Below are 18,515 nucleotides of genomic sequence, written 5' to 3' on the forward strand. Positions count from 1 at the left end.
TTGGAGATAATATGAAAACCGACACAGAGGCTTTTGCCGGCGGCGTCGCCGTGATCACCGGTGCTGGCGCAGGGATTGGATCGGGCCTTGCCAGGCGCGCGGGCGAACTCGGCATGACGGTCGTCGTGACCGACATCTCGTCCGAACGGGCTGAAGCCGTTGCCGCCGAAATAAAGGCGAAGGGCGGCAGGGCAGAGGCGATGGTCGTCGACGTCTCGAAGCCTGCGGAACTCGACCGGCTGGCGGCCGAGGTCGTCGATCGCTTCGGCGACGTCCGCCTGCTCGTCAACAATGCGGGCATCGAGACGATCGGCTACACCTGGGAAATCCCCGCCGATCGTTGGGAGGCGACGCTCAACATCAATATCCATGGTGTTGTCCATGGCGTGCGGGCCTTTGCGCCCTACATGCTCGAAGCCGGCAAGGAAGCCTGGATCGCCAACCTCGCCTCGGTCGGCGCCTTTTCGGTGATGCCGACGCAGACCGCCTACATCATGACCAAGCATGCGGTGCAGTCCTTTACCGAATGCCTCTATCTCGAGATGCAGCTCAAGCAGGCCCCGATCCATGTGAGCTCGATCATGCCGGGCATGCTCAAGACCAGCATCTTCGAGGCCGCCGCCGGCAAGGGCGAACCCGAAGCCGCATCCGCGCATAGAAAGGCCATGTTCGATCTCATGGCCAATTACGGCATGGACCTCGCCGAGGGTTGCCAGCGTATCCTTGAGCAGGTGGCTGAAGGAAAGTTCTGGGTTTCGACCCAGCCGGAAATGACACAAGCGGCCGTCGATGGACGTATCCAGTTCTTCCGCGACCAGTCACCGCCTTTTCTTGCGGGCGAGGCCAAGCAATTGCTCGGGATCGATTGACCGACCCGCCGGGTGCGAGCGGATCGCACCCGGCATTCGGTCAGAGGGTCGGCAACTTCCTGTCAGTAAATTGTGACTTTCAAGCGCGCCCGGCTGCCGTTACGAAAAGTCATGACCAAACAACGCCTGTCGAGCAATGATCGCCGCGATTCCATTATCGAGGCGGCAACCGGCGTTTTCGCCCGAAGCGGTTTCAGCGGGACCAAGACATTCGATATCGCCAAGGCGGCCGAAGTGTCCGAGGCGCTGATCTTCAGGCACTTCCCCAGCAAGGTCGCTATCTACCGTGCCGTGCTCCGCCGGATGATCCGGTCGCAGGATGCGACGTTCAAGGTCCTGAGCGGCATGTCCCCGGACGCCGCCGGTATCATCGACATGCTCCGCCGCACCTTCGTGCACAGCCTCCAGGGCAAGGATGCGAACAATGCCGAGGGCATACGCATCTATTTTTCGAGCCTTTCGGGCGACGGCACCTACGCCGCCCTCGCCTATCGCCGGTCGATGCGGTTGTGGCTGAAGCCGCTCGAGATCGCGATGGAAAAGGCGCGGCTCGCCGGCGACCTCGTGGGACCTCCGATGTCGGCCAAAAATGCCTTCACATTCATCGAGCATGTCAGTTCGATGATGCTGGCCTCGCGCACCCACCAGCGCGGCATCATCCCTTATGAAGGGGACGATGCGGCCCTGCTTGAAGAGGCGATCCGCTTCTGCGCGCGGGGACTGGGTTTGTCGGACGCCGTGATCGAGGCGCATCGCGGCCTCATGCAGGCATCAGCGGCGGTCAAGGCAGGGGCGCCGTCCTCGGCCCGGCCCGTCAAGACGACAAGGAAGGCAAAGCCGAAGGCCGCGTGATCCGAAGAGCGCCGTTGGAATCGGCATCGCAGGTCGGGCTTTCGCGATCAGGACGCGGCGAACGCCAATAGGCCGTCAGCCTGCCGCGGCGCGCCAACGCATCGCCAGGGCCGCAAGCAGCAAGCCGAGGGCCGCGAGGGCAAGGGATGCCAGGGCAACAGGCGTCCAGCCACCGCCATCCCAGAGCTTGCCGCCCACCCAGCCCATCAGGCTGGCGCCGCCATAATAGCTCAGGAGGTAAAGTGAGGTGGCATGGCCGCGATCATGGCGGGCAACCTGCCCTACCCAGCCGCTTGCGATCGCGTGGCCGACGAAGAAGCCGATCGTGAGAATGATGATGCCGCCGATGACGACCGGCAGCGACGCGGCGGTCGACAAGGCAATGCCCGCCATCATCACCAGCATGCCCGCGGCAAGCGGCCGGGCCTGGCCAAAGCGCGCGGACACCTCGCCGGCGACGATGCTTGCGACAATGCCGAAGGCGTAGACGAAAAGGATCAGGCTGATGACGGTCTGGGTGAGATTGAAGGGCGGCGCCATCAGGACGAAGCCGATAAAATTGAAGAAGGTCACGAAGACGCCGCCCAGCACGAAGCCTTGCAGCAGCAGCAGGCACAGCCGCCGATGGGCAAGATGGCTCTTCCAGGCCTTGAGGTGGCGCCTGAGGTTCAGACCATTTCCTCGGGGGCGATGAACGGGTTGGGGCAATAAGATGCCGAAGAGCATCGCCCCCAGGACGGTCAGCCCGCCGATCACGGCCAGCGCGAGCCGCCACGAGGCCTGATCGGCGATGATGCCGGCGCCGACGCGCCCCATCATGGCGCCGAGCCCGGTTCCGGCGATGAAGATCGCGCTCGCGCGTCCGACGTCCCGAGGATCGACCTCGACTGCCACATAGGCAAGGGCTACCGCCGGCATGCCGCCGAGCAACAGGCCTTCAAGGAGCCTCGAGGCAAGAAAAAGGTGCCAGTCGGTCGCAAGGCTGCCGGCCATGCCGACCAGTCCTGCGCCTAGCATCGCGCCAAGCATCATCCGCCGGCGATCGACCATTTCCGCGATCATGCCCGACAGGAGAATCGCAAGGGCGAGCGCCGCGGTCGTGAGCGACAGGGCAAGCGCGCTCTCCGCCGCCCCGATGCGGAAGGTGCCGACGAGATCGGGGAGCAGCGGCTGGATGCAGAAGACCAGCGAGAAGGTGGCATGGCCAGCGATGAACAAGGCCGCCACGGCACGTCGATAGCCCCTGGTGCCACGCACCAGCGCAGTTGGCTGGCCCCGACCAGGCTCGGCTTTCATGCGGTCGGGGACGATTGTTCGTCCGGATCGGACCGGGTGGGATGACGAGGCCGGCTCGGCTTCGTCATCCCACTGTCGTTCAGTCAATGCGATAGTCTGCGAGATCGGGATTGCGGGTCGCCGTCCAGTAATCGACGAGGCGATAGGGCCAGGACAGGAACACGCGGCCCTTGCTGTTGCGATAATAGCTCTCTGCCTTGGGATGCGCCCAGATCATCGACTTCATGCGCTCGTCGATCGTCCGGTTCCAGGTCTCGAAGGCCTCCTGCGTGGGCTCGATCGAGCGCGCGCCCTGATCGATCACCCGATCGAGGCACTCGATGATATAGTTGATCTGGGTCTCGGAGATGAGGTTCTGGCCCGCCGCATGGTTGGGCGCGCTGTTGGGGCCAACGGTCAGAAAATAGTTGGGGTAGCCCGGCAGGGTCACGCCGAGATAGGAACGCGGGTCATCCGTCCCCCATTCGTCGCGCAGGTTGCGATCATCGCGCCCCCGCACCTCGAGCTTGCCGAGCATGTTGGCGACATCGAATCCCGTCGCGCAAATGATGATGTCGAAGCCAAGTTCGCGCCCGTCGGCCATCAGAACTCCGTTCGGCAGGATCCGCTCGATCCGGTCGGTCTCAAGCGCGACATTGTGCCGCTTGAGTGCATCGAACCAGCCGCCATCGATGATGATCCGCTTGCTGAAGATCGGGAAATCAGGCGTCAGCTGCTGCCGCAGGTCGGGGCGATCGGCGAACTTGTGGTTGAGATGCGCCAGGGCATATTGGCGCATGCCCTCGTTTACCGCCGAGACCGCGGGTGAGTCCTTCGGCCAGTCGGGATCGACCAGCACGTTGCCGAACAGGCCGTCGGCTGCAAACCAGTAGACGCGGAAACGGAACCATTCCCGGTAAAAGGGGATGTGGCGTAGCGCAAACTTCACGCCTTCGGTCACATCATCCATGATCTCGGGATTGTAGATGACCCAATGCCGGCTGCGCATGAAGACGGTGAGCTGGCCGACATCGCCGGCAATGGCCGGCACGAGCTGGGCTGCGCTGGCCCCGGTCCCGATCACCGCGACCCGCTTGCCCTTCAGATCGACGGTGGGATCCCAGGTCGCCGTGTGGAGAAGCGCCCCCTGGAATTCCTCCAGGCCCGGGATGTCCGGATATTTCCAGCGATTGACCGGCCCGTGAGCATTGATGACGGCGTTCGCGCTCAAGACTTCCTCGCGGCCGTCCGGGGTCTTGACCGTCACGCGCCAGAGTGACGCCGGCTCATCATAGACGAGCTTGGTCACGGTGGTGTTGAAACGGATGTTGTCCCGGAGATCATATTTGTCGGCAACGTGCAGCAGATAGTCCTGCATGTCCGCGCCATGCGGATGATATTTGTTCCACTCCGGGCTGATCTCGAAGGAATAGGAATAAAAATGACTGGGCGTGTCGACGCCGACGCCCGGATAGCGATTTTCGTACCATGTTCCGCCGACCTCGGGATTCTTCTCGATCGTCACATAGTCGAAGCCTGCCTCGGCAAGCTTGATGCCGGCGCAAAGACCCGTCAGGCCGGCGCCGATCACGAGAACCTTGAAATCGGGCGGCGGCGACTTTCGTCCCGGCTGCTGGTTGCGGGGGACCGGCAGCTTGAGACCGATCTGATCGTAAAGCAGCGGGACAAATTCGTCGGCGACCGGTTCGCCGACGCCGACCGACATCATGCGGTGCATGAGTTCATCCGAGGGCGCATCAGCCTTCGCCTTGCCCGCAGTCGTCAGGACGTCGAGCAGCCGCGCGCGCAGATCCTCGACACATTCTTGCGGAATCTCGGTCGGCGGCATGCTGTAGGGCGGGCGGATATAGTTCTGGAAGATGTCCAGCATCGCCGCGTCATGGGTGAGATGCACATAGGACATGAGCAGCGTCGGCACATTCGCCTCGCGAAGCGCAGCACGCAGTTCGGCCGTGTCCGCGAGCGGCAGCAGCCGATCGTCCTCGCCCAGATTGTCTCCACCCCTAGCCATCAAACTCTCCGCCTGCCGATTCATGTTAGTGTTTACTCACTAATGTAGGCTGGAGGCGTCCGCAACCCAATTCGCAAGGACGACGCCGTCATCAAAAACGCAGAAGCCGGCGCCTTCATTGCTGAAGACGCCGGCCCCGCCCCCTTATGACGTTGGCGGCGCGTCAGAAATTGAACTGCGCCGTGAGGCCGAACTCGCGTGGCGTGGTCGAGCTGATCAGCCGATAGCCCGAGTCGAAGGCGATGCCCGGCACCACCGTCGCGGTCTGGTAATTGCCCTGCCCGATGCTGGTGATGCGCTGCTGGTTCAGCACATTCTTGGCGAAGGCGGAAATTTCCCAACGGCGGTCGGGGCCGCGCAATCCAACATAGAGGTTCAAGGTCTCGCGGCTGCGATAGTCGTAATTGGCGACCGTCGAGGAAAAGCCCGGACGATAGGTGAAAAGACCACGCAGAAATGGCTCATAGTCGCCGATTTCGAAGCGATATTCGGCATTGGCGGTCAAGCTGAACTTCGGCTGCTCGGCGATGCGGTCATTGCGCTCGCACGTCGCCACCTGCTCGCCGACCGGCACGCTCGCTGCGCCGTCGGCATCCGGGACGCCATCGCCATTAAAGTCGTTGCAGGGCGCCATCGCATGGTCGAACTTGGCATCCACATAGGAAGCGCTGGCCGAGAAGTCGAAAGCGTCCCAGCGGCCCGCCAGGGTCGCCTCAACGCCCTTCACTTCGGCGTCGCCATTGAAGTTGAAATCGAACACGCCATCGACCACGCCATCGCGTTCGGTCGAATAATAGATGCCGCGAGCCCGTGAGATGTAGCCATCGAACTTCTGCCAGAAGGCGCTCAGGTTGAGCGTCAGGTGGCGGTCGAGGAAGGCGGACTTGACCCCCGCCTCGATGGCGTCCGAATGCTCGGGCCTGGTCAGCAGCAGGGACGTGTCGAGCGGCGCGGTGGAGCCTACCGCCGCGGTCGGACCACGGTAGGAACGGCCATAGGAAAGATAGGCCGTGACGTCGCGACTGAACTCATAGGTGAGATTGGCCCCTCCCGTCAGCACGTCATGCTTTTGGGTGCCGATCGCGGGATCGACGGTGTTGAACGGCCCCTGGACGAAGGGCGGAATGCCAGCGCCCGGAAAGCCCGGCGAGGTGAGCGTGAGGAAGCTTTCCTGACGCGTCTTGAGGAAAGAATAGCGGCCGGCGAGCTCGAAGCGGAGCTCGTCGGTGAACTGGAAGCTGGAGCTTGCCGCGATCGCAAAGGTGCGTTGATAGGTCGGCGCAAGGATGCTCGCTTCGACGGGCAGGAAGGCGCCGAAACTTGCCGGGAACGGCGTCGGCGGCACGTCATTGGCAAAGAACTGGTTGGCGTCCTGGGTGACGGTCACGTCGCCCGTCTGCTTCGAATAATAAAGGCTTGCCGAATAGTTCCAGAAGCTCCGGTCGGCGGATGCGAAGCGCAATTCGGCGGTGTCGACCTTATAGGGTGTCCGCACATCCTGCAGGTTCACATAGCCCGGGATCGCGTTGCCGAAATCCTGGTCGGCACGCTGGCGGAGCAGCGTATCCTGGTGGCCGGCAAGCAGCTGCAACGTATGCGCACCAAGATCCCAGTTGGCGTCCAGCGTCACCATATGGCTGCGATTGCGGAAGTTCATCGGCCCTTCGGCGACGCCGATGCGATCCGCGACCTCCGCCGGCGGACCGCTGCGCGCCGGGTCTAACAGGCTCGGCTGATTACCCGCCCCCACGACCTGCTGAAACTGGTCGTTCTCGGCGAAGAGATACTGGTAGGTAATGACCGCCTTGAAAGTGTCGGTCGGCGCATAGGCCAGGGACAGCCGGGCGCTCTCGGTGGTGCTGCGCGAGCTGGCGCCGCGGCTGACATTGTCGATCTGATTGAGATCGTTGCGGTCGATCAACATCGCGGCGCGCAACGCCAGGCGATCCTGGACAAGCGGGATCGACACGCCGGCCTGGAAGTTGACGGCGTCCCGATCGGTAACGGTTCCCTGCATGTAGCCATTGACCTCGGACAGGTCGGGGCGCCGGGTGCGGATCGTGATGGCCCCCGCCGGCGCCGTCCGGCCGCGCAATGCCCCCTGGGGCCCGCGCAGCACCTCGATCTGTTCGAGATCATACATCGCCGTGAATGCGGTTTGCGCGTCGACCGAAATCTCGTTGAAATAGATGTCGACCGCGGGAGAGGTGCCCTGGTCGGGGTCGAAGGCGATGCCGCGCAGCGTCGCCGTGTTATTGCGGCCGCCGGTGTTGGTGAGATCAAGGCCGGGGGACAAGAGCTGGACATCCTTGATGTCGAACAGATTGAGCTTCTGCAGCGTCTCGCCCGAGGCGACGTTGATCGACATCGGCACGTCTTGCAACGACTGCGCCTGGCGTGTGGCCGTCACGACAATTTCGTCCGCCACGTCAGCCTCGTCGGCGGACTGCGCGAAGGCCTGAGCGGAAAAAGCCAGGGTCGACGCACCAGCGGCGAGAACCACGAAAGCAAAACGCCGGAAGCTACAAGAAACCACCAATATTCCTCCCATCGTCGTTGATTGGTTCGCCCGTCGGCAAATCAGCGCGCCGACGGGCATGGTCGCCACCGAGATCATCGCGGCGACCCGAAATTATGCTTCGAATGAAAAGCGCCGATCTCGGCGGAGCAGCTTCGTGTCAGGCGGGCAGCAGCTCGACCACTTCGATGAGATGGCCTTCGACATCGGTGACGAAAGCCACCTTCACCCCATGCTCCGGCTGCGCATGGACCTCACGAACGAGCGTGCCGCCTGCCGCCAATGCGCGTTCGACAAAGGCCACCACGTCCGTGGTGACAAATCCGAGAATGACCTCGTCATTGGTCGGCTTTGGCGCGCCGATAAACTTCAGCAGGGCGAATGTCGCAGCGCCAGCGCCGGTCACATTGAACAGGATCTCGCTGATGGGTCGCCCGGCGAGATCGGCTTCGACACGATAGAGCTCGGTGAGCTCGCATACGGACTTGTAGAATGTCGCGACGCCCTCGAGATCATCGACCAACAGCTTCGTGAAGCCAAAATGCACCGCCTGAACGTCCATGCCGACCCTCTTCTCTCCTGCGGCTGTCCGAATGCGAAAAAGCCGCTGTCACACGTCGAAATTGCAGCAGACACATGGTCTTGCCGTCCGATTGATTTTTGTGAGTGAGCGCTTACAACATTTTTCGGGTGATACAAGACCGGATTGTTCGGACCCTTCGACTTCCGTCCGCCGCCCCCGCCAATGAAAAGGCCGGCCCACGCGGACGGGATCCCCCGTCCGCGCGCGCCGGCCGCAAAACCCCGAAATGCGGCCTCCGGGGCCCGGTAGTCCGCCGGAAAATCAGTTGGGGGCGGGCAGCTTGGCGAGATCGGCATCGATCGCGGCGAGCTTGGCGTCGGTGACGACGTCGGCGGCATATTGCTGGATGTCACGCAGCGTCATGCCCTTGGCCATCTCGATCTGATCGCTGCCGACGACATCGGGCAGATGCTTCTCGAGCACGGCTTTTGCCGCAGCATTGTCCATGAGGTCGCCAATCGTCGTGGAAGCGGTCGAAAGCGCGGATGCCGGCGCGGCCGCCTGGGCGTATAGCGGCGCGGCGAGGACGACCGGCGCGGCGATCAGCGCGGCCGATGCCGCGAGCAGTTTGAGCATTTCAGACTATCTCCAGAGCCGCGGAATCGAGCGGCACCGAAAATAATACACGCGACCGTTCAATTATCAATCGACAGAATTCCGCACCGGATTCACCATGCTGCAACGCCGCCGACGAGAATGGCCACGATCCGCCTCACCGCTTTCCGGCGGTCGCCGACGGCGATGGGCTCCTCGAACATTTCCTGCATGCTCGCCCACCCCATCAACGTCTGCATCAGCGCGAGCGCGACGCTACGTGCATTGCCGGGACGACGGCCATGCTCGGCCGCGATCGCCTTGATCTCCTTGGCCAGGAGATCGACCTCGAAACCGAAGGCACGTTCGCGATAGATGCGCGCCACTTCGGGGAAGCGGCGCTGCTCGGTCGAAATCAGCCGACTGAAAGCGGCAATCTCGGGATGCGAGAGGGAATCCAGCATGACCAGGGCATGATATTCGAGCCGCCCCAGCGGTGTCTTGGGAAGCTCCGCGTCCCGCTTGCCGGCCTCGGCCGACCAGGCCGCGACGCGATCGGCGACAACGGCGGCAAACAGATCCGCCTTGGTCGGAAAACGGTTGTAGACGGTGACCTTCGAGACGCCGGCGCGCGCCGCCACGGTCTCCATCGCTGTCGCCGAATAGCCCTCCTCGAGAAAGAGCTCGACCGCGGCCATGGTGATCGCATCGTTGATCCTGGCCGTCTGCTCTTTCGTGGGACGTCCACGCCTTGCAACGGGCGTCATCTTCGTCATTCGCCAAACCGATCATCGCGCCGGTCCAGTCGACCGACCTCGCCTTAGTGTCGCTGGCGGCCGCGACGGGCAAGGGCAAAGAGAAGAACGCCTCGCGCTTATCGCCCCCAGACTATGGCAATCCGGCGCGAGGACAGGCGAAGAGGGCTGGCGGAGCAGACCCGCCGCAAGCAGATGATGCCGGATCCCTCGTCATGCGAGGATCGGGGATCGCTTCATGCCGTTGCCATGGACCGGCTCACGCTTCATAAACGAACGGTTCCGTACAATTTATTTGAAGGCGTCCGCGGCTCGCGCTAGTCAGGCCGAAAGTACAGGCGACCGTGCGCCACGACTTCCAGGGAACCAGTTGAAAATGGGCAAAACGCATCGACCGCGCCGCTGGGCCATCCTTCCGATGCTGGCCGGCGCAATCGCCGGCCCGGCGTCCGCCAAAGCCGGCCCTGCCAATGAGGCCGATGTCCGCGCAGCCGCCCTGGTCGATCGGATGACCACCGATGAGAAGCTGTCGCTCGTCAAGGGCAGCATGCCGATGCTGATGCGCAAGCGTCCCGCGGACGCGGTCATCGGCGCGGGCTATGTTCCCGGTATTGCCCGGCTCGGCATTCCTCCGATCCGCGAGACCGATGCGAGCCTCGGCGTCAGCAATATGCTCAACGGCCGCAAGGACGATGTCGCGACCGCAATGCCATCGGCGCTCTCGCTGGCCTCGACCTGGTCGCCCGAGGCCGCCTATCAAGCAGGTCAGCTCATCGGCGGCGAGGCACGGGCCAAGCGCTTCAACGTCATGCTTGCCGGCGGGGTCAATCTCGTACGCGAGCCGCGCAACGGCCGGGCGTTCGAATATTTCAGCGAGGATCCGCTTCTCTCGGGCGTGATGGGCGGCGAGCATATTCGCGGCGTCCAGAGCAATCGCATCGTCTCCACGGTCAAGCATTTCGCGGTCAACGACCAGGAGACTGGCCGCAACGTCCTGAACGTCCGGATCAGCGAGGCCGCAGCGCGGGAATCGGACCTCCTCGCCTTCCAGCTCGCCATCGAGCGCGGCAGACCCGGATCGGTGATGACCGCCTACAACAAGGTCAACGGCGACTATGCCAGCGAGAATGACTGGCTGCTCAACAAGGTGCTCAAGGTCGACTGGGCGTTTCCCGGGTGGGTGATGTCCGACTGGGGCAATGTCCATTCGACCGTCAAGGCAGCCAATGCGGGCCTCGACCAGCAGTCGGGCGCCGAAATCGACAAGCAGCCCTATTTCGGCGAGCCGCTCAAGGCCGCGGTCGCCGCCGGCGAGGTCTCCCAGCAGCGCATCGACGACATGGCGCGGCGCATCATCCGCTCGCTCCTCGCCGAAGGCGTCATCGATCGGCCCGACGATCCTGCCCGGCCGATCGACTTCGAGCAGAATGCGACGATCGCCCGGAAGAGCGCGGAAGCCGGTATCGTGCTCCTGAAGAATGATCGCGGTCTTCTTCCGTTGGCCGACACACGCCAGTCGATCCTCGTTATCGGCGGGCGGGCCGATATTGGCGTACTGTCCGGCGCGGGTTCAACGCAGGTGCGTCCCGTTGGCGGGCCCGCGCTGGAAGAAAGGCTGACCACCAAAAGCTTGGCTGCCGTCTTCGCCCGCCGCACCTACATGCCCTCGCCGCCGCTTGCGGCGCTCAGGAAGATGCTGCCCCAAGCCGACATAAGCTTTCTCGACGGCAAGGACATAGCGCTCGCGACCAAGGCGGCGCGGGGTGCTGATATCGTCATACTTTTTGCCGAGCAGTGGCGAACCGAGGCCGAAGACGTGCCGGCACTCTCCCTGGATGCCGGTCAGGACGCCCTGGTTGAGGCCGTCGCTTCGGCCAACCCGCGAACAGTGGTGGTACTGCAAACCGGTGGTGCCGTCCTGATGCCCTGGGTCGAAAAGCCGGGGGCGATCGTCGAGGCCTGGTTTCCCGGCCAGCGTGGCGGCGAGGCGATCGCGTCGGTGCTGACCGGCGCCGTCGCGCCCGCCGGCCGCCTGCCGATCAGCTTTCCGGCGTCGCTCGACCAGCTCGCTCGCCCCGAGCTGGACGGGCTCCGCCAGGCCCAGACCGCGACCGGCCAGTCGACCTACGGCCTGGCGAGCAATGTCGAGCCCTTCGATGTCGACTATGATGTCGAGGGAGCCAGCATTGGCTACAAGTGGCACGCGCTCCGCGGCACGCGGCCCCTGTTCCCCTTCGGTTACGGGCTGACCTATACGAGCTTCAGCTATTCCGACTTCAGGGTCTCCGGCGGATCGACGGTGAAGGCGAGCCTCCGGGTGACCAATACTGGCCGGCGTCCCGGCGTGGTCGTTCCGCAATTCTATGCCTTCGTCCCCGTCCGGGGCGAGATCGTCCAGCGCCTGATCGGTTGGCAACGGATAGAGCTCGACCCCGGCCAGTCGGCGACGGCGGAGATCGTCGCGGACCCTCGCCTCCTCGCCACCTTCGATGCAGAGCAAGGGCAATGGCAGGTGCCTGGCGGCTCGGTTACAATCAAGGCCGCCGATAACGCGATGGCGGACGGACCGACCCGGCGCGTCAGGCTGAAGGCGACGCGGCTTCGTCCCTGACGAAGCACTCCCGCATCGTCCACGCATTTCGCACCGGGCGCCTGCGCCATCCCCGGCTTGTACCGACGGACCCGCGACATCGTTATGGAGCGCCGCCGAGGGTCCTGGCGACGCGCCCACTCCATCAAGACGAGGATGGGCGCAGTGGCCTGTCCTTGAAAGTGTCGGAGCGGTCCGCTCTCTATGGCGAGCCGCTCCACAGGCAGCTCAGCCCGGCTCTGCGACCGCATCGGTCTGCACCATCTCGGGAATTTCCTGGGGCCAGCGACCAAGCGCCACTTCGGGGGGCACGATGTCGCTGAACTGATCCGTCTTCAGGGGATCGGTATAAAAGCCCAGAGAATAATTGCCGAAAGAATATCCCAGCAGGTCGGTCAGTTCCTGGTCGAAGTTTTTCGCGATCTCGGGCGGGCACGACAGATATTGATTCTCCTCCTGCCGCAACCAGCCGAGCGTATAGGTGACGTTCAGCGCCTTTCGGGGCGTGTTGCTGCGATTCTCGCCGCCGCTATGAATGACCGTCCCGTTGTAAAGCAGGACCGAACCAGCCTTCATCACCGCCTGGATGCTTTCATCACGCCGCGCCTGGCGGCTGAACGGCCATTTGTGGCTGCCCGGAACGATATGCGTGGCGCCATTTTCTTCCGTGAAATCTTCCACGGCCCAGATGCCATTGCACTGCGGTTCTATGCCTTCGGGAATGACGCCGCCGCTGTCATCGCCACCCCATACGAAGCGGTCCCGATGCAGCGGCTGCACCCCCTGGCCCGGCAAGATCGTGATCAACTGCGTGATATTGAGCTGGATCTTCGAGCAGTAAGGACTGAGGGTCGCTTGCGCTGCCCCCACGATCAGCGGATTGACGGCAATCTCGCGAACGGAGGCGCATCGCGCGATCAGGGCACCGGTTCGTTTTGTCTTGCGGCCGGACCAGTCATCAAGGCCTTCCGCCGTCTGTTCAATCCAGGGAGCAGTATCCGCCTGCAGCGCCTTGAGCTTTTCTGGCGAGAGCACGTCCCTGATAATGCACGCGCCATCCTTGTCCATGGCAGCGACGATGTCCTCGATCGTGCAATCCGGATTCAGTGTTTGAAGGCCCATGACATCTCCTTTCTTGACGCCGTCCCCGCCGCACGGGCGACGACTGAAAGCGTCGGATCCAAAATCGATATCCATTTAACCTCAAACGTTGACGATCGTCAACCTTTTGAAAGTCGGGGAAGCACAATTGGCCGCCCGGCAGCGACGCCGCGGGCGTGCCATTGAAATTGTGACAGACGCTCCGAACCGTTGACGATCGTCAACTTATGGTCCAGCTTCCGATCTCCAGCCCATCGAATCGTGCGCGCGTCCGCTCGGCTCGCGCGCCGGACGAGAGCGGAAACATCCTATCGAGGAGCTCCTCATGAGCAGCGATCTTGCCGAAAAATTTCGTCCTGTGGCACCACCTTACGTGATCGAAAATGCCTATACCGATGATCAGCACCAGCGCATCCTCCAGGTGGTGCGCGAAAACGGCCCGTGGCCACTTATCCTGGCCGAGAACTTCAAATCACCCGAAGAAGTCATCGCCGCAACCGGTGGCGTGCTTCCGGAAGGTATGACCCTCACCTGGGACATGATCATTACCGGTGTGTTCAGGGGCTATATCGCGCGCCAGGGTGTGTGCTTTTACCCTGAGTTGAACGACTGTTATTATAACTCGAAGTTTCTCGACATGACGCGCAACTATTGGGGCGCGAAATATGCCGAACCGGAGACATTCCTGTTCAACATCCAGGGCCCGACGCCGATTGGCGGACCGCCGCATCTGGACGGCACGGTGTTTCGCGGGATGACCATGGAAAATACACCGATCTGGCTTCTCCAGATCATGACCAAGTCGGGATTGTTCCGTCATTGGCAGAGCAAGAAGGCGCAGGTCACCGGCTGGTATTACAAGGGCAAGATCGGCGGCGGCTTCAATTACTGGCCGGACGGCCCGCGGGGAAAGCCCAAGCAGATCACGTCGCCGATGTGGGGCCGGGCCGTCGTGGCTGAGAATGAGATGATGTTCCACCATGCGCAGGCAGCCGGGCCGCTGGCGATGCGCCGCCCTGCCGGGCTCGACATCAGCAGCACGTTCGGCGTCGATCCGACCGCGGAAGGGGGCTGGCGGATCGAGACCTTCGGCGATGTCACGCAGCAAATTCCGGCGGAGGAAATGCGCCTGCTCGTCCACTGGGGTGCGCGTGTGTTCATGGACATGCGGGAACTGAAAACTGCGTTCGATCACACCGATGACATTAGCCATGATCAGGCTCTGACCATGCTGACTGATGACCTGCGCAAGCGGAACGTCGCATTTGAAATGCCCTCGGATCCGATGAATGATCGCGCATTCATTGGCATGCTCAGCCAGGCTTATGCCGTGAACGGACCCACCAATATTCCCGCGGATGTGGACGAGGCCCTCGCTGCCTGACGGCAGCTGAGCGAACAGCCGAACAGAGATGACAGGCGGGCCGACGAGCGAGCCCGCCTGCCATCCAATTGATGCGAACGCACGCGCCGGCCACCCGCGCGCCCTGAATCGTGCCTGTCGGAAATTGCCCACTTTCCCGTAACTTGTGTGAAAACCTCCACCTGCACTTCCAGCTTGACAATCGTTGAAGGATGTCAACTATTGAGTCGGGCGAGCGCGGATCCTGTGCGCAGCCGCGCTTACATGGCGGATAGAATATCAGGCCCGAGCAGGACCTGGCCGCCCAACAGAACAAAGCCGGACACTGCGATGTCCCGGCAAAAGGTTTCGTCACAAAAAGGGGGTAAGCAATGATGCGATCTGTGAAGCGTAGCCTGTTTCTGTGCACGTCCGGGGCGGCAGCCGTCTGGATCGCTGCCCCGGCCCTGGCCCAGGCTCCCGAGCCCGCCGGCCCGAGCACAGCCGAAAGCGCTTCATCTGGCGACATCGTCGTGACCGCCCAGCGTCGCAACGAGCGGCTCCAGGATGTTCCGATCGCGATTACCGCCTTCACGCCGGAGCGGCTCCAGCAGCAAGGCGTCACACAGGCCCAGGACCTGCAGGCCACCGTACCGTCGCTCGTGGTCGGCAATAACGGCAATCCCTCCCGCGAAGCGCAAAGCTTCACCATCCGCGGGCAGGGGGCCACGTTTCAGGCGTCTCCGGGCGTGGTCGTCTATCTGAACGAAGTTCCCCTGCCCGCCCCGATATCCCTTCCGCAACAGGGTGGCGCCGGCAATTTTGTGGATCTGGAGAACGTCCAGGTCCTGAATGGGCCGCAAGGCACCCTGTTCGGCCGCAACACCACGGGCGGTGCCGTCCTGCTCGTTCCAAAGAAGCCAACCAACCGCCTGGAGGGCTATGGTCAGGCCAGTATTGGCAATTATGACAATGCAGCCTTTGAAGGCGCGATCAATCTGCCAATTGTCGAGGACAAGGTTCTGTTTCGCGTCGCCGGCGCGTATCAGGATCGGGACGGTTATACGCATGACGTAATCTGGAACACCGATCGCGACAATCTTCATTGGTATTCGGGCCGGGCAGGACTGACTCTCAAGCTCTCCGAAGATTTCGAGAACTATACCATGGCCTATGGCGCCTTCTCCCGCACCCACGGGACAGGCATTGTCAGCAACGCCATCAACGTCGCCGGACTTTCGGACCCCGGCCTGGGATTTTGCTACGAAGGTCCGACCATCCCAGGCGCCATCGCCTCCTGCGACGTGTACCGGGCGGCGTCTTCGGAAGCCGCCGCTCGCGGGCCACGACAGACGGCGCACGGGGTGGATTCCTTTCAGAAGACCAAGACGTGGGGCATCACCAACACGTCGACACTTCATCTTTCGGATGAGCTGAGCATTCGCAATATTATCGGATATCAACGCTTCAAGACCAGCTACAGCGTAGATAGCGACGGCACGGTGCTCCAGTTCGACGATGGCGACCCCCGCAATTATCCGGCCCCAGGCCAGGCGAGCTTGCCGGGAGACGGAACGCCCATCACCTATCTCAATGCCACGGCTGCGCGCATTCCGCGCGATGATCTGAAAGTCCTCACCGAGGAACTGCAACTTCAGGGCAGTCTCTTCGACAAGCAACTCGTCTTCACCACGGGAGTCTTCTTCTACGATCAGCGCCCGTCCGGAGAACAAGGGGCGGGCACCGTGGGCTTCTGTCCGGCCGTCTTTACGGGCAGTGACGTCGTCTGCAGCGGATATGACATCCGCTATGCGATCACCAACAAGTCAAAAGCCCTCTACGCGCAGGCGACCTTGGACCTGGGGCTGATCTCGCACACATTCGAAAGCCTGAAAGTCACGGGTGGGTATCGCCACACCTGGGACGACATCCATGGCACGTCCAATTACTATCTGGCCTTTCCCGGAGGCGCCTTCTGCCTGGCCACCAATTCGATCGTCGCCGATCCAAGTGGATGTCAGTTTGAAGCCAGGCTCAAAACCGATGCTCCGACCTGGAATATCGGGCTCGACTACCGGCTATCCCCGGCCTTGCTGCTCTATGGAAAGATAAGCCGGGGTTACAAGGCCGGGGGCGTCAATGCGAATGCAGTGTTCGTCAACACCCGCACCTTTCCGCCCGAATATGTCACCTCCTATGAAACCGGGTTTAAATCGAACGGCCGCATAGCGGGGATGCCGGCACGCCTGAACGCCACATATTATTATCTCGATTATCGCGATATCCAGCGCGCAACGGGAGATTTCAATCCCGCGACGGGTGCGGGCGGAGCCCAGATCCTCAAGGCGGATGCAAGGATTCAGGGTATCGAGGCGGAAGCGTCCCTGAGCCTCTTCCCAGGCCTCGAAATCGGCGGCACGTTCAGCCACACGGACGCCGACTATAAACGGTACGAATATCAACCGAACGTTCCGGTCCAGGACTGCACCGGCAACCTTGTCACGCCTCCTGGAACGGCGGTTCTTACTTGCTTGCCCTTCCAATATGTCGCGCCCTACATCTACAGCTTCCATGTTTCGGCGGAACAGCCGCTGGGAGACGATCTCGGCACGATATCGATATTCCTGAACTATGCGCACAGCGCGTCGCAGCATACGGAAGCGACGGTTGTCATTCCGGACCAGAAGCCGGGCGAACGACTGGAAGCGTTCGGGACGCTCAACCTGTCGCTTGACTGGCGCAATGTCGCAGGAAGCCGTCTGGATATCGGTCTCTATGGGACAAATCTCACCAACAACCTTTATCGGGTCAGCAACAGCAACACCTATTCGTCGCAATTCTACAACGCGACCTTGTATGGGGAGCCCAGGATGTACGGGCTTCGCCTGCGCTACGCTTTCGGCGGATGAAGCAGATCCTCATCGAAACCCCGATCGAGCTGACAAGATCGTACAGGAAGACCAATATGACAGATTATCGCGCGCCGGCGGCTCCTCTGGGCTTCACAAAATTGATTGTCGAAGATCTCGATCGCATGTCTCAATTCTACAGCGCCATATGCGGGTTCGAGGAAGAAGGGCGCGGCCAGGATCAGATTGCCGGTCGGCCAATATGCGAGGTCTATTTCCGGTCCGATCCTCCCGGAACCGGAACGTTCACACTGACGAAGTTTCTGGACGCGCCAAGGGCTCCATCGGAAGCCGTGATTCTGGGCTTCGTGGCCAGCGATCTCGACGGCTTCCTCAAGCGCGCCGTCTCAGCCGGTTCGACAATCGTTGACGCCCCGCAAACGCGCCCGGAACATGGCGTCAAGGTCGCGTTCGTCAAGGACATCGAAGGCAATCTGATCGAAATTGTCGAGATCATTTGACGGCCCGGCTACCCGACGACGTCGCAGCCGGCGATCAACCGCGGAAAGTGCCCGGATAAGCGATCTCATCGAGGGATTTGCGACCGCTGGGCACTTCCCGCGCCTGCAGCTTCTCCGGCAGCGAAGCGGGATCACCCAGGCGGCCGATCGCCACTGCAGCCTCGATCCGGAAATCGTCGGGAATGTGCAGTGTCGCCCTTGTCTGGTCCATTTCGATCCCCACCATTCCATGGGCGTGATAGCCAAGCAGATGGGATTGCAGGGCGATGGCCGCCCAGGCGGCGCCTGCGTCGAAACTGTGGGAATAGCTCGGCTTGTCCGGCGCACCCATCGTGGTTTCACTCAGGATGAACAGCAGGACCGATGCTTCCTTTGCCCAGATGGCGTTAAAAGGCATCAGGAGATCGAGATATCGCGACCAGTTCGCCGTGTCATCGCGCGTCGCGTACAAGAAGCGCCAGGGCTGATAGTTGAAGGATGACGGCGCCCAGCGCGCTGCGTCCAATATGGTGCGCAGATCCTTCCCGGGCATGAGCGATGCATCAAAGGCGCGGGGCGACCAGCGGTCGAGGAACATGGACTCCAGCGCGGTGTCGGTCTGCCTTCCGGTTGTCATGTCTGCCCTGTCCTTCATCTGAATATCCCGCCCCGAACGTCCGGTGGCTGCGGCGGATGAATCCGCTTGACTAAAAGT

General features: G+C 62.3%; 14 protein-coding genes. 6 read left to right on the forward strand and 8 right to left on the reverse strand.

Features of this window, described 5'->3' with window-relative positions; translation table 11 throughout:
- The first annotated feature begins 11 nt into the window (after nucleotides 1-11).
- Nucleotides 12-869, forward strand: a complete 858-nt coding sequence (locus ACFB49_RS10765; protein ID WP_380879277.1) for an SDR family NAD(P)-dependent oxidoreductase — start codon at nucleotides 12-14, stop codon at nucleotides 867-869.
- 111 nt (nucleotides 870-980) lie between these two features.
- Nucleotides 981-1,721, forward strand: a complete 741-nt coding sequence (locus tag ACFB49_RS10770; RefSeq protein WP_380879279.1) for a TetR/AcrR family transcriptional regulator — start codon at nucleotides 981-983, stop codon at nucleotides 1,719-1,721.
- 75 nt (nucleotides 1,722-1,796) lie between these two features.
- On the opposite strand, the gene ACFB49_RS10775 is transcribed toward ACFB49_RS10770, so the two are convergent.
- From ACFB49_RS10775 to ACFB49_RS10800, 6 genes are all read right to left on the reverse strand, one after another.
- Nucleotides 1,797-2,978 carry an MFS transporter gene (locus ACFB49_RS10775; protein ID WP_380879281.1) on the reverse strand — a complete coding sequence of 394 codons (1,182 nt, stop codon included), beginning with the start codon at nucleotides 2,976-2,978 and terminating at the stop codon, nucleotides 1,797-1,799.
- 118 nt (nucleotides 2,979-3,096) lie between these two features.
- A complete protein-coding gene (locus tag ACFB49_RS10780; RefSeq protein WP_380879283.1) occupies nucleotides 3,097-5,028 on the reverse strand; it encodes a flavin-containing monooxygenase in 1,932 nt (643 codons plus the stop codon).
- Between the two features lie 163 nt (nucleotides 5,029-5,191).
- The gene (locus ACFB49_RS10785; RefSeq protein WP_380879285.1) at nucleotides 5,192-7,645 is read right to left on the reverse strand and encodes a TonB-dependent receptor; all 2,454 of its coding nucleotides are present in this window, start codon (nucleotides 7,643-7,645) and stop codon (nucleotides 5,192-5,194) included.
- 61 nt (nucleotides 7,646-7,706) lie between these two features.
- Nucleotides 7,707-8,108 (reverse strand): VOC family protein, encoded by a 402-nt coding sequence (locus ACFB49_RS10790; RefSeq protein ID WP_380879287.1) that lies wholly within the window; start codon nucleotides 8,106-8,108, stop codon nucleotides 7,707-7,709.
- A gap of 282 nt (nucleotides 8,109-8,390) precedes the next feature.
- Nucleotides 8,391-8,705: a hypothetical protein gene (locus ACFB49_RS10795; protein ID WP_380879289.1), complete on the reverse strand. Its 315-nt coding sequence runs from the start codon at nucleotides 8,703-8,705 to the stop codon at nucleotides 8,391-8,393.
- A gap of 92 nt (nucleotides 8,706-8,797) precedes the next feature.
- Nucleotides 8,798-9,439, reverse strand: a complete 642-nt coding sequence (locus ACFB49_RS10800; RefSeq protein WP_380879291.1) for a TetR/AcrR family transcriptional regulator — start codon at nucleotides 9,437-9,439, stop codon at nucleotides 8,798-8,800.
- A gap of 355 nt (nucleotides 9,440-9,794) precedes the next feature.
- Between ACFB49_RS10800 and ACFB49_RS10805 the strand changes: the two genes are divergently transcribed.
- Nucleotides 9,795-12,029 carry a beta-glucosidase gene (locus tag ACFB49_RS10805; protein WP_380879293.1) on the forward strand — a complete coding sequence of 745 codons (2,235 nt, stop codon included), beginning with the start codon at nucleotides 9,795-9,797 and terminating at the stop codon, nucleotides 12,027-12,029.
- 207 nt (nucleotides 12,030-12,236) lie between these two features.
- Here the strand turns inward: ACFB49_RS10805 and ACFB49_RS10810 are convergent, their stop codons facing one another.
- Nucleotides 12,237-13,205 (reverse strand): phytanoyl-CoA dioxygenase family protein, encoded by a 969-nt coding sequence (locus tag ACFB49_RS10810; RefSeq protein WP_380879295.1) that lies wholly within the window; start codon nucleotides 13,203-13,205, stop codon nucleotides 12,237-12,239.
- A 229-nt stretch (nucleotides 13,206-13,434) separates the two neighbouring features.
- On the opposite strand from ACFB49_RS10810, the gene ACFB49_RS10815 reads away from it, so the two are divergent.
- From ACFB49_RS10815 to ACFB49_RS10825, 3 genes are all read left to right on the forward strand, one after another.
- The gene (locus ACFB49_RS10815) at nucleotides 13,435-14,493 is read left to right on the forward strand and encodes a hypothetical protein (RefSeq protein WP_380879296.1); all 1,059 of its coding nucleotides are present in this window, start codon (nucleotides 13,435-13,437) and stop codon (nucleotides 14,491-14,493) included.
- A 362-nt stretch (nucleotides 14,494-14,855) separates the two neighbouring features.
- Entirely contained in the window at nucleotides 14,856-17,360 is a 2,505-nt protein-coding gene (locus tag ACFB49_RS10820; protein ID WP_380879298.1) for a TonB-dependent receptor, read from the forward strand.
- Nucleotides 17,361-17,416: 56 nt separating this feature from the next.
- Nucleotides 17,417-17,821, forward strand: coding sequence for a VOC family protein (locus ACFB49_RS10825; RefSeq protein ID WP_380879300.1), 405 nt, complete (start codon nucleotides 17,417-17,419; stop codon nucleotides 17,819-17,821).
- Nucleotides 17,822-17,855: 34 nt separating this feature from the next.
- On the opposite strand, the gene ACFB49_RS10830 is transcribed toward ACFB49_RS10825, so the two are convergent.
- Nucleotides 17,856-18,437, reverse strand: coding sequence for a nitroreductase family protein (locus ACFB49_RS10830; protein ID WP_380879302.1), 582 nt, complete (start codon nucleotides 18,435-18,437; stop codon nucleotides 17,856-17,858).
- Between the last annotated feature and the right edge of the window lie 78 nt (nucleotides 18,438-18,515).

The organism is Sphingomonas sp. DBB INV C78, from assembly GCF_042693015.1.
Taxonomy (GTDB): Bacteria; Pseudomonadota; Alphaproteobacteria; order Sphingomonadales; family Sphingomonadaceae; genus Sphingomonas_E.